The sequence below is a fragment of the Tessaracoccus lacteus genome, assembly GCF_029917005.1.
Taxonomy (GTDB): domain Bacteria; phylum Actinomycetota; class Actinomycetes; order Propionibacteriales; family Propionibacteriaceae; genus Arachnia; species Arachnia lactea.
On the sequence record NZ_CP123967.1, the window covers coordinates 1,528,351 to 1,543,406 of the forward strand.

The window sequence follows — 15,056 nt, forward strand, 5'->3', positions numbered from 1 at the left end:
CCTCAGCGGCGACGGGCCGCGGGCAGCAGCTCGTGGTCGCCGTAGCTGTTGTCGTCGGGGTTGATGGTGACGCCGGGCGCGACGATCTGGTCGATGCGGTCGAGGACGTCGTCGGACAGGGTCAGCGACGCGGCGGGGAGGTAGGCCCGGAGCTGCTCCATCGTGCGGGGCCCGACGATCGCCGAGGTCACGCCGGGGTGCCGGATGATGAACGCGATGGACAGCTCGATCAGGGACATGCCGGCTTCCTCCGCGAGCAACGCGAGGTCCTCGACCGTGTCCAGCTTGCGTCGGTTGTCCGGCGACGACATGTCGAAGCGTGCCTTCGGCCGGGCGGCGGAGGTCGGCGTCGATGCGCCGTGCTTCCGCCACTTGCCGGACAGCCACCCGCCGTCGAGCGGGCTGTACGTGAGCGATCCCATCCCGTGCCGGAGCAGCGTCGGGAGGACGTCCTGCTCGATGCCGCGCACCAGGATCGAGTACGGCGGCTGCTCCGTGACGAAGCGCTCGAGGTGCCGGTCGCGGGAGACCCACTGGGCCTCGACGATCTGCGACCCGGAGAAGGACGACGACCCCAGGTAGCGGATCTTGCCCTGGTGGACGAGGTCCGTGAGTGCGCCGAGGGTCTCGGAGATGTCGGTGTCGGGGCTCGGGCGGTGCACCTGGTAGAGGTCGATGTGGTCGGTGCCGAGGCGCCGGAGCGAGTTTTCGACCTCGTGGATGATCCAGCGTCGGGAACCACCGCGGTGGTTCGGCTCGTCCGGGTCCATGGGCATGAAGAACTTGGTGGCGAGCACGACGTCGTCGCGGCGCCCCTTGAGCGCCCTCCCGGTGATCTCCTCGGAGATGCCGCCGGAGTAGACGTCGGCGGTGTCGACGAAGTTGATGCCGGCGTCGAGGGCCGCGTGGATGATCCGGACGCTGTCGTCGACATCGCTGTTGCCCCACGGGCCGAACATCATCGTGCCGAGGCACAGCGGGCTGACGCGCACACCGGTGCGGCCGAGGTTGCGGTACTCCATGTCAGGCCTCGTCGATGACGAAGTCGAACATGGCCTCGCGCGCCTCGTCGGGGTCGGGGCCGCCGCGCACGCCGGTGTCGAGGGCGTCGATGCGGGCGATCTCGTCGGCCGTGAGCTCGAAGTCGAAGACGTCGAAGTTCTGGGCGATGCGTGCGGGGTTGACGGACTTCGGGATGACGGAGCGTCCCTCCTGGATACCCCAGCGCAGCATCACCTGAGCCGGCGACTTGCCGTGGGTCGTCGCGATGTCGCCGATGGTCGGGTCCTGCATGACGCTGCGCTTCCCGTCGCCCCAGCCGGGGTAGAACGTGATGCCGCCGATGGGCGACCACGCCTGCGTGAGGATGCCGTGCGCGGCGTTGGCGCGCTGGACGTCCAGCTGGCTGAAGTATGGGTGCAGCTCCACCTGGTTGACGGCGGGCACCACCTCGACCTCGACTAGCAGCCGCTCCAGGTGGTGGGGCATGAAGTTGCTGATGCCGATGGCGCGCACCTTCCCGTCGTCCAGGAGCTGCTCGAGCGCCCGGTAGGCGGCGACGGTCGCGTCGAACCGCGACGGGGCCGGCTGGTGCAGGATCAGCAGGTCGAGCGTCTCGACGCCGAGCTTGCCCGTGGCCTTCTCGAAGGCGTGGAGGGTCGTGTCGAGGCCGTAGTCGGAGACCCAGACCTTGGTCTCGATGAAGATGTCCTCGCGTGCGACGCCGGAGCGACGGATGCCCTCGCCCACCTGGCGTTCGTTGCGGTACGCGGCCGCGGTGTCGATGTGCCGGTAGCCGACGTTCAGCGCGGTCTCGACCGCGGCTGCGGTCTCCTCCGGGGGGCTCTGGAAGACGCCGAGTCCAAGCGTCGGCATCGTGACGCCGTTGTTGAGCGTGAGTTCGATCATGGTTGTGCCTTCCCTTCGGGGAGTTCGTAGATGCCAGGTGCCTCTCCTGGAGCTACCCAGGTGAGGCCGGTCGGAGGGTCACACCGTGACCATGACCTTGAGGGCCTCGCGGGCGTCCATGGCCGCATACCCGCTGGAAACCTGGGCAAGCGGCACGGTGCGGTCGAAGACCCGCCCCGGGTCGATCCGGCCCGACAGGACGAGCGGGATCGCCTCGTCGAGGTATGCCCGCACGGGGGCAGGTCCGCCGGCCAACCGCGCGTTCCTGCCGAAGAGCGAGCCGAAGCCGATGGGGGCCTCCTCATACTGCGGTACCCCGACCCGGCTGATGATCCCGCCGGGACGGACGATGCCGTAGGCCTGCTGGTAGGCGGGCATGAGGCCGACGGCCTCGAGCACGATGTGGCTGCCCTCGCCGTCGGTGAGTTCCAGGACCTGCGCGACGCCGTCGGCTCCACGCGCGGCGACCACGTCGGTGGCGCCGAACTCACGCCCGAGGTCCGTGCGGTCGGTGTGGCGGCCCATCAGGATGATCCGCTCGGCGCCGAGCTGGCGCGAGGCCAGCACCGCGGAGAGGCCGACTGCCCCGTCGCCGATGACCGTGACGGTCTTCCCCGGTTCCACCTGCCCCATGTGGGCCGCGTGGTGGCCGGTGAGGTAGACGTCGGAGAGTGCGAGCAGCGAAGCGAGCAGGCCTTCGTCGGCGGTGGTGGGGTCGACATCGGGGACCTTGACCAGGGACCCGTCCGCGAGTGGGATCCTCGCCAGGGTGGCCTGCAGCCCACCGGTCTCGACGGAGCCGTACCAGCCGCCGTGGATGCAGGAGGTCTGGAAGCCCTCCCGACAGAACACGCAGGTGTTGTCCTGGAAGGCGAAGGGGGCGATGACGAAGTCCCCTGGCTTCACCGTGCGCACGTCGGCGCCAATCTCCTCGACGACAGCGATCAGCTCGTGGCCCATCGGGGTGCCCTGCGACGAGGCGGGCATGGAGTGGTACGGGTGCAGGTCGGACCCGCAGACGCACGCGCGCACCATGCGCACGATCGCGTCGGTCGGCTGCTGGATGAGCGGGTCGGGGACGTTCTCGACGCGGACATCGCCGGCGCCGAACATGAAAGTGGCGAGCATGAGACCTCCTGGTTGGCTCGCCACCCATTCAAGCCTCGACGTCCTGCCCGGAACAGACACTGCTGAGGCAGGTACTGACAGGGCCACCCTCGTCAAGGCGCGCAGTGGCTGTGGGTTCCCACTGGCCGAGCTCGGAGATGCCGAGGAAGAGAAAGGGAAGGGCGAGGGCGGCGAGCATCAGGCAGCTCTGCTCCGTGAGCCGGGCTGCGTCCGCCTCTGTGCCCGGGGCCCTGGTCCCGCCCGACGTGCCTGAGCTCCACGCGAACTACCACCGCGCAGTCATCGGCCCTAGGACCCTGACTTCGACCGCGCTCACCTCCCCGGTTCCGGCCCAGGCACGCATCCCGGCGCGTTAGCCCTAGTATCTGCCACATGGACCTCGTCTTTCGCACCGCCGACGTCGACGACGTCGACGACATCGTCACGCTCGTGACCGCCGCCTACCGGGGCGACTCCAGCCGTGAAGGGTGGACGACGGAGGCGGACCTGCTCGAAGGCCAGCGGGTGGATTCCGAGGGCGTCGTCGCCGACATCCAGAAGCCGGGCAGCCTGATCCTGCTCGGTGAGTCCGAGGGTGAGACCGTCGCGTGCGTCCACCTGGAGCAGGAGGCCGACGCCGGGTACTTCGGCATGTTCGCCGTGCACCCGAGGATGCAGGGCAGCGGCCTCGGGAAGGCTGTCATGGCGGAGGCCGAGCGCATCGTCCGCGACGACTGGGGCCTCCCCGCCATGCGCATGACCGTCATCGATGTGCGCGACTCCTTGCTGGCGTTCTACGAGCGTCGCGGCTTCGTGCGTACCGGCGAGACCGAGCCGTTCCCTTACGGCGACCCGCGTTTCGGCATCCCGCAGCGCGACGACCTCCGCTTCGCCGTCCTCGTGAAGCGCCTCGACGGCCGGTCCGGCAGCTGACCTCGGGCCGCCGGCAGCTGACCTCGGGCCGCCGGGTCGCCGCACCTGTCCCGGATCACCAGGTCTACTTCGATGCACAACATGCCCCAGATCGCCGTTCCGTCGGCCGTGTCTTTGCCGAGCCCGCTCAAGTCCCGCGCACAACGATGCCCATGCCGGCTCTGTTCTTCCTATGTTGCAGCGGCGCAGAGATAGGCATTGCTGTGCCGGACAGAGGGCGAGGCGGGAGGGTGCCCAGGGTGGCCGGAGGCACTCAGGGGACCGGGCCGGGTCAAGTCCCGTTGCGCGGGCGCCCGCGGGCGTCGCGGGAGTGCGCACACTATGTGTTCCTGGGCCGGTGCCCGGGCTCTGACCCTGCGTTGAGGCGGCCGTCGACCAGCGGCAGGCCGCTACGCTGGCGGGCATGAAGCGACTCCTTCCCCTCGTGATAGATCTGGTTCTCGTCCTCGCCTTCGCCGTCATCGGGCGGGCATCACACGACGAGAATCCCGTCGTCGGGGCACTCGGCACGGCGTGGCCGTTCATCGTCGCGTGCCTGATCGGGTGGGGCATCGTCCTGCTTCTGGAGGACGATGGGTTGGGTCTTCGTGGCGGGGCCATCATCTGGTTCTTCACCCTGGCTGGCGGCCAGGCGCTCCGCGTCATCTCCGGCGGCACCACCCAGGTCAGCTTCATCCTCGTCACTGCGATCGTGCTGGGCGTGTTCCTGGGCGGCTGGCGTCTCGTTGCGTGGCTGCTTCGACGACGTCGCGCGACGGCGTAGGGACTTCATCGGGCTGGGGTGGGGGCCGCGAGCAGGCCTTGGGCGTGTAGTGGCGGGCTCGGGTGGGACCCCTTCGCTTCGCTCAGGGCCCTTCGACAAGCTCAGGGCCCTTCGACAGGCTCAGGGAACCGGTGTCCAGACCCTTGCGAACCCAGGGGACAGAGCCGAGGTCAGGCAATCGTCGGGTCGCCGAGCTTGTCGAGGTGCCCTGAGCGCAGCGAAGGGTCTCGCCTGCCTGGGTGGCTGGCCCCAGGATTTGCTGTGCGGGTGGGACCCCTTCGACAGGCTCAGGGAGCCGGTGTGCTGACCCTTCGACAGGCTCAGGGCCCTTCGACAGGCTCAGGGAACCGGTGTGCTGACCCTTCGACAGGCTCAGGGAACCGGTGTGCTGACCCTTCGACAAGCTCAGGGACCGGTGTCCAGACCCTTGCGAACCCAGGGGACAGTGCCGAGGTCAGGCAATCGTCGGGTCGCCGAGCTTGTCGAGGTGCCCTGAGCGCAGCGAAGGGTCTCGCCTGCCTGGGTGGCTGGCCCCAGGATTTGCTGTGCGGGTGGGACCCCTTCGCTTCGCTCAGGGCCCTTCGACAGGCTCAGGGAACCGGTGGTCAGACCCTTCGACAAGCTCAGGGAACCGGTGTGCTGACCCTTCGACAGGCTCAGGAAACCGGTGTGCTGGCCCTTCGTCAGGCTCAGGGAACCGGAGAGGGCTCTGACCCTTCGACAGGCTCAGTGGCCCGACAGGCCCGCGACCCCCGTCAGTCCTGGAGCGGGGCGCCACCGAGCTCGACGGGGATGTTGGCCGGGCGGGGGCCGTGGTAGTCGGGCCCGTAGGCGCCGGGCGACGGGCGACGCTTGCGCATCGGGGCGCGCTGGCCCGGGGCCAGGCGGCGGGAGATCGCGAGGAAACCCGTGTGCCCGGACGTGCCGTGGCCAGGGCGGATCGCGAGCCCTTCGGCGTGCCAGTCGCGCACGGTCGTCTCGGTGAGGTGAGGCTCGGTGAACCCGCCGTGGGCTCGCAGCGTGTCCGCGACCCGACCGAGCTGCGTCGCGGTCGCGACGTAGCACGTCAGCACGCCGCCGGGCACCATGCGCTCGGCGACGGCGTCGATGCACTCCCAGGGGGCGAGCATGTCGAGGACCGCGCGGTCGATCGGCTCGTCCTCGATGGCCTCGACGAGGTCGCCGACCGTCAGTTCCCAGGCGGGGTGCGGCCCGCCGAGGAAGGTCTCGACGTTCTTGCGGGCGACATCGGCGAACTGCTGGCGCCGCTCGTACGAGTGCAGCTTCCCCTCGGATCCGATCGCGCGCAGCAGCGCCAGCGACAAGGCCCCGGACCCGACCCCGGCCTCGAGCACGCGGGCGCCCGGGAAGATGTCGGTCCACATCAGGATCTGGGCCGCGTCCTTCGGGTAGATGACGGCCGCGTCGCGGGGCATCGACACCATGAACTCGCTGAGGATCGGCCTAAACGCGAGGTACTCCTGGCCGCCGTGCGACGTGATCGTGACGCCCTCGGGCCCGCCGATCAGGTCGTCGTGCTTCACGACCCCCTTGGTGGTGTGCCACTCTCCGCCCTCCCGCAGGACAACGGACTTGCGGCGGCCCTTGGCGTCGGTGAGCGTGACGCGGTCGCCGGCCTGCAGCAGGTGGGGGTTCTTGACTCCGGAGAGGTTCATGCGGTGATCTCGCTTCTTGTCCGCCATACGTCGGCGAGCTCGTTCCAGCTTGTGGTGGTCAGGCCCGTCGACGACACGACGAGGCGGGGATCGGTGGTCAGCGCCACGCGCCCGTTCACGGCGTAGACGATGGCTCCGGCGGCCAGCCCTGAGGTGACGCCTGGCAGGGAGTCCTCCAGGACGACGGTCTCGCGAGGGCTCAGCCCCAGGGCCCGCGCGGCCATCATATAGGGCTCGGGATGCGGCTTGGTATGCGTCACGTCGTCAGACGTGACGATCAGCTCGACGTTGGCGGGCAGCCTGGCGTGGGCGGCGTCGACGATTCGACGGTTGCTGGCGGTCACGACGGCGCATGGCACGCCCAGGTCGCTGAGCTCGGACATCAGGCGCCGAGCCCCGGGGAGCCACGGCAGCTCATGGCTGTAGACGTGCTCGCACAGGCGCTCGTGCAGTTCGTCGTAGACCTCGAGCATTTTCGTGGGCGTTCCGAAGGCGTCGGCCAGCATCTGTGCGGTGATCCAGGCCGACTGCCCGTGCATTGAATCGAGCACGTCACGCGTGAACGTCAGCCCGCGCTCGGCCAGCATCTCGAGCTCGACCATGGTCCACACCGGCTCGGTGTCGACCATGGTGCCGTCGAAATCCCACAGGACGGCGCGGGGTTCAGCCTGCATTGAAGTACTTCGCCTCCGGGTGGTGAACGACGATGGCGTCGGTGGACTGCTCGGGGTGGAGCTGCAGCTCCTCGCTCAGCTCGACGCCGATGCGCGACGGATCCAGCAGCCTGACAAGGGTCGCACGGTCGTTCAGATCCGGGCACGCCGGGTATCCGAAGGAGTAGCGCGAACCCCGGTACGCCTGGTCGCGGATGGCCGCGTCGACGTCGCCCTCCCCCGCGGTCAGCCCGAGCTCCTCGCGGACGCGGTGGTGCCAGAACTCGGCAAGCCCCTCCGTCAACTGCACCGACAGGCCGTGCAGCTCCAGGTAGTCGCGGTAGGAGTTGGCCTCGAACAGCTTCTGCGTTCCCTTGGCGACCTCGGCGCCCATCGTAACGAGCTGCATCGCGAAGACGTCGGGCCCAAGTTCGGCGGCCTCCTCCTTGTCGCGGAAGAAGTCCGCCAGGCAGAGCCGACGACCGCGACGCTGTCGCGGGAACGTGAACCGGGCGATCTCGCGCGACGGGTCCTCGGGGTCGCCGAGGATCAGGGTCTCATCCTCGGAGTGCGCCGGGAAGTAGCCGTACACGACGCCGAAGTTCGCCAACGATTCCGTCTTGACGCGGTCGAGCCACATGCGCAGCCGCGGCATCGCCTCGGTCTCGACGAGTTCCTCGTAGCTGGGTCCGTCCTTGAGCGATTTGAGGCCCCACTGACCCATGAACGTCGCCCGGTGGTCCAGCCAGCCCGCGACGTCGGCCAGCGGGATGCCCTTCACGACGCGGGTGCCCCAGAACGGCGGCGTCGGCACGTCGATGCGCCGCGCGACGTCGGACCGAGCGCCCGGCTCGGGCTCGACGAGTTCAACGAGTGACCCCTTGGCGTGCCGTCTCTGACGGGGCTCGGGCAGCGCGGCACCGGGCACGCCCTGCTTGACCGCCATCACGGCGTCCATGAGCGCGAGCCCCTCGAAGGCGTCCTTGGCGTAGCGGACCTCGCCATCGAACACTTCGTTCAGGTCGTGCTCGACGAAGGAGCGGGTCAGCGCGGCACCGCCCAACAGGACGGGGTAGCGCTCGGCAAGCCCGAGACGGTTGAGCTCGAGGAGATTGTCCTTCATCACGAGTGTGGACTTCACGAGCAGGCCGGACATGCCGATGGCATCGGCGCCGTGCTCAGCGGCCGCGTCGATGATCGCCTGGATCGGCTGCTTGATGCCGATGTTGATGACCGTGTAGCCGTTGTTGCTGACGATGATGTCGACGAGGTTCTTGCCGATGTCGTGCACGTCTCCGCGGACGGTGGCCAGCACGAGCGTGCCCTTGCCCGCCCCGGACTCGGATGCCTCCATGTGCGGCTCGAGGTGCGCGACGGCGGCCTTCATCACCTCGGCGGACTGCAGCACGAACGGCAGCTGCATCCGGCCCGACCCGAACAGCTCGCCGACGACCTTCATGCCGGCCAGCAGGTCCTCGTTGATGATGTCGAGGGCGGGTTTGCCGCCGAGCGCCTCGTCGAGGTCGGCCTCCAGGCCCTTGCCCTCGCCGTCGATGATGCGGCGCTGCAGGCGTTCCGCGAGGGGTAGCGCGGCCAACTCCGCCGCTCGGGAGGCACGGGCGGAGGCAGCGGTGACGCCCTCGAACAGCTCCAGGAACTTCGACAGCGGGTCGTAGTCCCCGTCGCGACGGTCGTAGACCAGGTCGAGCGCGACGGAGCGCTGCTCCTCTGGGATGCGGTCCATCGGCAGGATCTTGGCGCTGTGCACGATCGCGGAGTCGAGGCCGGCCTCGACGCACTCGTGCAGGAACACGGAGTTCAGCACGATGCGCGCGGCCGGGTTGAGGCCGAACGACACGTTGCTGACGCCCAGCGTCGTCCGCACCCGCGGGTAGCGGCGCTTCAGCTCGCGGATGGCGTCGATGGTCTCAATGCCGTCGCGGCGCGTCTCCTCCTGGCCGGTCGCGATGGGGAACGTGAGGCAGTCGACGAGGATGTCGCCGACGTCCATCCCCCAGTCCCTGACGAGCGTGTCGATGAGTCGGGAGGCGACGCGCACCTTCCACTCCGCCGTGCGGGCCTGGCCCTCCTCGTCGATCGTCAGCGCGACAACGGCGGCTCCGTGCTCGACGACCATCGGCATCACCCGCTGGAATCGCGACTGGGGCCCGTCGCCGTCCTCGAAGTTCACCGAGTTGATGATCGACCGGCCGGCCAGCCGCTCGAGGCCGGCCTGCAGCACGTGCGGCTCGGTGGAGTCCAGCACGATGGGCAGCGTCACCGCCGTCGACAGCCGCGAGCTGAGCTCAGCCATGTCGGCGGCGCCGTCGCGGCCGACGTAGTCGACGCACAGGTCGAGGATGTGCGCGCCGTCGCGGGCCTGGGCCTTGGCGATGTCGACGCACTCGTCGAAGTTCGCGGCGAGCATCGCCTCGCGGAAGGCCTTGGAGCCGTTCGCGTTCGTGCGCTCTCCGATGCTGAGGTAGCTGGCGTCCTGCGCGAATGGCACCTCGATGTAGAGGCTCGAGGCGGAGTTCTCCGCCTCGGGACGCCGCCCGACGACGTCACGGCCGCCGAACCGCTCAGCCAGCACGCGGATGTGCTCCGGCGTGGTGCCGCAGCAGCCGCCGATCACGGCCAGCCCGAAGTCGTCGAGGTAGTGGCCGAGCGCGTCGGCCAGCGCCTCGGGGCCCAGCGGGTAGCGGGCCCCGTCGGCCGTGAGCTCCGGCAGGCCGGCGTTGGGCATGGCCCCGACGGCCGCCCTCGCCCGGCGGGCGAGATGCCGCAGGTGTTCGCTCATCTCGGCGGGGCCGGTGGCGCAGTTCAGGCCGATGCAGTCGACGCCCAGTGCATCGAGCGTCGTCAGCGCGGCGCCGATCTCCGAGCCGAGCAGCATCGTGCCCGTGGTCTCGACGGTGACGTTGACGAGGATCGGCAGCTCGACCCCGGCCGCGGCGCGGGCGCGCTTCGCCGCGATCACGGCGGCCTTGGCCTGCAGCAGGTCCTGGCAGGTTTCGATCTGCACGGCATCGATGCCGCCGCGGATCATGGCCGCCACCTGGGCCTGGTAGGCGTCGCGGATCGCCGCGAACTCGATGTGCCCGAGCGTCGGCAGCTTGGTGCCCGGACCCACCGATCCGAGCACAAACCGGGGCCGTTCGTCGGTAGCGAACTCGTCCGCCACCCCACGCGCGATGCGGGCCGCGGCCTCCGCCAGCTCCTCGAGCCGGTCGATGATGTCGTACTCCCCCAGCGCCGCGAGGTTCGTCCCGAAGGAGTTGGTCTCGACGGCGTCCGACCCCGCCTCGAAGTAGGCACGGTGGACCGCCGCCACGACATCGGGCCTAGTCACGTTGAGGATCTCGTTACACCCCTCCAGCCCGAGGAAGTCGTCCTCCAGCGAGAGCTCGCCGAAGGACTGCAGCATGGTGCCCATCGCCCCGTCGGCGATGAGGACGCGGCGGTTCAACAGTTGGGCTAGTGAGTTCGGCACCCGGCAAGGTTAGCGGCACCGGCTAGGCTGGGGCGATGCAGTTCGTACCGCTGGAAGGCCTGAACAACCCGGTCGCCGTGGTCGCCTTCTCCGGATGGAACGATGCCGGGGACGCGGCCAGCGACCTCGTCCGGCACCTCCACGCCACCTACCTCGGCAATGATCTCGGCGTGATCGACGACGAACGCTACTTCGATTTCCAGCACACGCGGCCCATGCTCAACCGCACCGCCGACGGACCGTGGCTCGAGTGGCCCGCCGTCAGGCTGCGGGTGGTCCACCACCCCGTCCGCGACATCGTCACGGTGCTGGGCCCGGAACCCAACCTTTTGTGGCGCAGCTTCGCCCGGGATCTCGTCGACCGCATGTCGAAGGTCAACCCCGAGCTGGTCGTGTTCCTCGGCGGCATGCTGTCGGACACCCCCCACTCGCGGCCGCTGCCCGTCGGCGTGTTCTCCTCCGACCCGGCGATCCGCCAGCGGTTCAGCATGGAGGTCAACGACTACTCCGGCCCCACCGGCATGACCGGCGTCGCGAGCCAGATGATGACGCTGGAGCGGATCCCCACCGCGTCGCTGTGGGTCTCCGTGCCGCACTACGTTTCCACTCCCCCGAACCCCAAGGCGCAGGACGCGCTCCTCACCGAGCTCGAGAACCTGATGGGCGTCGAGTTGGACCACGCGGAGATCCCCGCCGAGGCCGTAAAGTGGTCCGAGGCCGTCGACGAGCTTAGCCAGCAGGACCCCGAGATCGCCGAGTACATCGGGCAGCTCGAGGAGGCCCGCGACGCCGAGGAGGTGGAGGGCGCCACCGGCGACACCATCGCCGCCGAGCTGGAGAAGTTCCTCCGCCGTCGAGTGGACGACGACTGACTAGGCTCGCCACATGGCGAGAATCATCATCATCGGGGGCCACGGCAAGGTGGCCCTCATCGCGGAGCGGCTGCTCACGGCCGCGGGTCATGCGGTCGACGCGGTCATCCGCAACCCCGACCAGAGCGCGGACGTCGCGGCGACCGGGGCGCGACCGCTAGTTGCCGACGTGGAATCCATGGACACCGACGCGCTCGCCCGGCTACTGGCCGGCCATGACGCCGTCGTCTGGTCGGCGGGCGCAGGTGGGGGGAACCCTGCCCGCACGTACGCCGTCGACCGCGACGCGGCCATCCGCAGCATGGACGCCGCCGAGCGCGCGGGCGTGTCCCGGTACGTCATGGTGTCCTACCTCGGCGCCTCGGTGGACCACGGAGTCCCGCCCGAGGATCCCTTCTTCGCGTACGCGGAAGCCAAGGCCGCGGCCGACGAACACCTGCGCGGCAGCGACCTGGCATGGACCGTGCTCGGCCCGGGCTCCCTGACGCTCGGGGCGGCAACCGGCAGCATCGACGTGGACCCGACCGCGGGCGGCAGCGTGACTCGCGCCGACGTGGCAGCAGTGGTGGCGGCCACGCTCGAGGACGATTCCACCATCCGTCGCACCATCGGGTTCATCGGCGGACGGACGCCGATCGCAGCGGCCATCGGCGTCCCGCGCTGATTCCGGAGCACCGCTGCTCGGTGGTCAGTGGGCGCAGGCCGCCTGCGCGGTCTCGCGCAGCATGGTGACCATCGCGTTGGGATCGGCGGAGCGGTAGACCGCCGACCCGGCGACGAACGTGTCCGCGCCGGCCTCCGCGCAGCGTGCGATCGTCTCGGCGCTGACACCGCCATCGACCTGCAGCCAGATGTCCCGGTCGCCGATCAGCCTGCGCGTGGCCCGGATCTTGGGCAGCACCATGTCGAGGAACGCCTGGCCTCCGAAGCCGGGCTCGACGGTCATCAGGAGCACCATGTCGACCTCGCCGAGGAGGTTCTCGACGATCTCGATGGGGGTGGCGGGGCTGAGCGCCATGGAGGCCCTGGCGCCGAGCCTGCGGATCTCGCGGGCCAGCCTGACGGGGGCGTGCGCGGCCTCGACGTGGAAGGTGACCGACTCGGCGCCCGCCTCGGCGTAGGCCGGGGCCCAGCGGTCGGGGTCGGTGATCATGAGGTGGATATCCAGGATGTGGTCCGTGTGGCGACGGATTGACTCGACGACGGGCAGGCCGAGGGTCAGGTTCGGCACGAAGGAGTTGTCCATCACGTCGATGTGCACGGCGTCGGCGTCGGGGATGCGTGAGATCTCGCTCGCGAGGTTGGCCAGGTCCGCGTTGAGGATGCTTGGCGTGATGCGCATGTCCGTCACCTTAGCGAACTCGCTTTCCCAGCGGCCCCGGTGGTCTGGTTGAGGGCGAAACCGCAGGTCAGCGAGGCGACGTGACGCGCAGCAGGCTGAGGAACATCGCGTCGGTGCCGTGCCTGTGTGGCCACAGCTGCACGTCGTCGCCCACCGCGCAGTCGGGCACCTCGGGCAGCGCATCCGCCGCGCGCAGCCTCGTCACCTCGGGGCGGGCGGCCAGCACGTCGTCGACCACCGCGGTGGTCTCGGCGCGGTGTGGCGAGCACGTCACGTAGGCCACCACTGCCCCGTCGACGGCCGCGTCGAGGGCACTGTGGAGCAGGAGTCGCTGCAGATCGCCGAGCGAGGTCACGTCGTCGGGGGTGCGCCGCCAGCGGGACTCCGGCCGACGGCGAAGCGCGCCCAGCCCGGAGCAGGGGACGTCGACCATGATCCGGGAGAAGGCGCGATCCCAGGCCGGGCGGGTCCCGTCGGCGGTGATCGCCTGCCAGCCGTCGGGGTAGGCGGCCAGCGCGGACCGGACGAGTCGGGCCCGGTGTTCCTGGGCCTCGGACGCGAGCAGCCATGAGCCCGCCTCGCGGGCGAGCCCTGCGAGCAACGCGGCCTTGCCGCCGGGACCGGCGCAGGTGTCGAGCCATGGCCCGGACGGGGCCTCGGTGCGCGAGAGCGCCCAAGCGACGAGCTGGGAGCCTTCGTCCTGCACGCCCGCGCGGCCGTCGCGGACGGTGGCCTGGTCGGCGGGCGTCCCCGGCGCGGTGGCGCCGAACGGGGAGAACCGGGTGGCGGTGGCGCCGACGAGGTCGTCGATTCTCGCCAGTGAAGGTCGCAGGACCAGCGTCGGGTGTGGGGAGACGTTGTTGGCGGCGAGAGCCGCCTCGAGCTCGTCGGCTGGCAGCAGGTCCGCGTAGGCTTCGACGATCCAGCGGGGGTGGTGGCCGCGGATGGCCAAGGCCCCGATCCGGTCCTGTTTCGCGGCCAGCTGGTTCAGCCACTCGTCCATGGTGCGGGCGCCGATCCTGCGCGACACGGCGTTGACCAGCCCCGTGACGCGCTGACCGACCGTCGCGCGGGCGAGGTCGACGGTCGCGGCCACGGCGGCGTACTTCTTGACCTGCATGGTCAGCAGCTGGTGGGCGGCAAGGCGGAGCAGGTCCACCACGGCCGGCTGGAAGGAACCGAGCTTCCGCCCCGCGGCGGCCGCGATGATGCGGTCGTAGGTCCCCATCAGGCGGCAGGTGCCGGAGACGAGTTCGGTCACGAGGCCGGCGTCGCGCGGGTCCAGGTCGGCGGTCGCGAGGCGTTTGGCGAGGGCCAGGTTGGCATAGGCGTCCTCGCCGGTGACCTGGCGCAGCACGTCGAAGGCAACGCGGCGGGGGTTCTCGCGGCTCATGAGAGGACCTTGCCGGTCACGCCCTGACGCGCCCAGTCGATCGCGGCCATCCGCTTCCTGCCCGGCGCCTGGACCTCCAGCAGCTCGAGCGTGCCGTCGCCGGTGCCGACGAACAGCTGCCGTTTGGTGGTGCCGAGCTGGCCTGGGGTGAGGTCGAGGGGCTCGGCGACGCGGGCCCGGTAGATCTTGAATCGGTGGCCGTCGAGCTCGCACCAGGCGCCGGGGTCGGGCGAGCAGCCCATGATCTGGTTCCGCAGCTCGCCGGCGGGGCGGCGGAGGTCGAGCCGCGCCTCCTCGACGGTGATCTTGGCGGCCAGTGTGACGCCGTCGTCGGCCTGCGGCGTGGGGTGGATGCCCGCCGCGATCAGGTCGATGGTCCGGGTGAGCTGTCGTGCGCCGCTCACGGCGAGCTGGGCCAGCAGTTCGCCCGCGGTCGCGTCGGGCATGGGGAACGACTCGGTCAGGTAGACATCGCCCGCGTCGAGGGCGCGCACGATCTCGAAGCAGGACGTGCCGATCTCCGCGTCGCCGGCCATCACCGCCCGCTGCACCGGGGCTGCGCCGCGCCATCGGGGCAGCAGCGAGAAGTGGAGGTTCACCCAGCCGTGGGTGGGGATGTCGAGCGCAGACTGCGGCAGCAGCGCCCCGTACGCGACGACGGGGCAGACGTCGGGGGCCAGCTCCCGCAGCCGGTCCTGAAAGTCCGCGTCGCGGGGGTGCGCAGGCTTGAGGATCTCGAGCCCCAGCTCCTCGGCGCGTGCGGCGACCGGCGACGGCGTGAGCCTGCGGCCGCGGCCGGCGGGCGCGTCCGGTCGCGTGAGGACCGCGACCAGCTCGTGGGCTGAGTCCGTGAGCGCATCGAGCGCCGGGACCGCGACGTCCGGGGTGCCGGCGAACACGAGCCGCATGGTGACCT

11 protein-coding genes and 1 pseudogene are annotated in these 15,056 nt (G+C 70.1%); 4 read left to right on the plus strand and 8 right to left on the minus strand.

Annotated features, from left to right (window positions below; translation table 11 throughout):
• Positions 1 to 2: 2 nt before the first annotated feature.
• The 3 genes from QH948_RS07065 to QH948_RS07075 all read right to left on the minus strand — a co-directional run bounded on the left by QH948_RS07065 (position 3) and on the right by QH948_RS07075 (position 3,036).
• Positions 3 to 1,022, minus strand: coding sequence for an aldo/keto reductase (locus tag QH948_RS07065; protein ID WP_281143770.1), 1,020 nt, complete (start codon positions 1,020 to 1,022; stop codon positions 3 to 5).
• Position 1,023: 1 nt separating this feature from the next.
• Positions 1,024 to 1,908 carry an aldo/keto reductase gene (locus QH948_RS07070; protein WP_281143771.1) on the minus strand — a complete coding sequence of 295 codons (885 nt, stop codon included), beginning with the start codon at positions 1,906 to 1,908 and terminating at the stop codon, positions 1,024 to 1,026.
• Between the two features lie 78 nt (positions 1,909 to 1,986).
• On the minus strand, positions 1,987 to 3,036 hold the full coding sequence (locus tag QH948_RS07075) for a zinc-binding dehydrogenase (RefSeq protein ID WP_281143772.1): 1,050 nt from the start codon (positions 3,034 to 3,036) through the stop codon (positions 1,987 to 1,989).
• Between the two features lie 372 nt (positions 3,037 to 3,408).
• Between QH948_RS07075 and QH948_RS07080 the strand changes: the two genes are divergently transcribed.
• Both QH948_RS07080 and QH948_RS07085 read left to right on the plus strand, forming a co-directional pair.
• The gene (locus tag QH948_RS07080) at positions 3,409 to 3,948 is read left to right on the plus strand and encodes a GNAT family N-acetyltransferase (protein ID WP_281143773.1); all 540 of its coding nucleotides are present in this window, start codon (positions 3,409 to 3,411) and stop codon (positions 3,946 to 3,948) included.
• Between the two features lie 403 nt (positions 3,949 to 4,351).
• Positions 4,352 to 4,711: a DUF3054 domain-containing protein gene (locus QH948_RS07085; protein ID WP_281143774.1), complete on the plus strand. Its 360-nt coding sequence runs from the start codon at positions 4,352 to 4,354 to the stop codon at positions 4,709 to 4,711.
• 755 nt (positions 4,712 to 5,466) lie between these two features.
• On the opposite strand, the pseudogene QH948_RS14225 reads toward QH948_RS07085, so the two are convergent.
• Together QH948_RS14225 and metH are read right to left on the minus strand one after the other, a co-directional pair.
• Positions 5,467 to 7,061: pseudogene (locus QH948_RS14225) on the minus strand (HAD-IA family hydrolase).
• Positions 7,051 to 10,476 carry a methionine synthase gene (gene metH / locus QH948_RS07100; RefSeq protein WP_281146160.1) on the minus strand — a complete coding sequence of 1,142 codons (3,426 nt, stop codon included), beginning with the start codon at positions 10,474 to 10,476 and terminating at the stop codon, positions 7,051 to 7,053. The pseudogene QH948_RS14225 and the gene metH overlap by 11 nt, the downstream one beginning before the upstream one ends.
• Before the next feature lie 92 nt (positions 10,477 to 10,568).
• On the opposite strand from metH, the gene QH948_RS07105 reads away from it, so the two are divergent.
• On the plus strand, positions 10,569 to 11,405 hold the full coding sequence (locus QH948_RS07105) for a proteasome assembly chaperone family protein (RefSeq protein ID WP_281143777.1): 837 nt from the start codon (positions 10,569 to 10,571) through the stop codon (positions 11,403 to 11,405).
• A 13-nt stretch (positions 11,406 to 11,418) separates the two neighbouring features.
• Positions 11,419 to 12,069, plus strand: a complete 651-nt coding sequence (locus tag QH948_RS07110) for an NAD(P)H-binding protein (protein WP_281143778.1) — start codon at positions 11,419 to 11,421, stop codon at positions 12,067 to 12,069.
• A gap of 24 nt (positions 12,070 to 12,093) precedes the next feature.
• Here QH948_RS07110 and rpe read toward each other — a convergent pair whose 3' ends face one another.
• The 3 genes from rpe to fmt form a co-directional block, all read right to left on the minus strand.
• Positions 12,094 to 12,747: a ribulose-phosphate 3-epimerase gene (gene rpe / locus QH948_RS07115; protein ID WP_281143779.1), complete on the minus strand. Its 654-nt coding sequence runs from the start codon at positions 12,745 to 12,747 to the stop codon at positions 12,094 to 12,096.
• Between the two features lie 67 nt (positions 12,748 to 12,814).
• On the minus strand, positions 12,815 to 14,140 hold the full coding sequence (locus tag QH948_RS07120) for an RsmB/NOP family class I SAM-dependent RNA methyltransferase (protein WP_281143780.1): 1,326 nt from the start codon (positions 14,138 to 14,140) through the stop codon (positions 12,815 to 12,817).
• Positions 14,137 to 15,048 (minus strand): methionyl-tRNA formyltransferase, encoded by a 912-nt coding sequence (gene fmt, locus QH948_RS07125; protein WP_281143781.1) that lies wholly within the window; start codon positions 15,046 to 15,048, stop codon positions 14,137 to 14,139. The genes QH948_RS07120 and fmt overlap by 4 nt, the downstream gene beginning before the upstream one ends.
• Between the last annotated feature and the right edge of the window lie 8 nt (positions 15,049 to 15,056).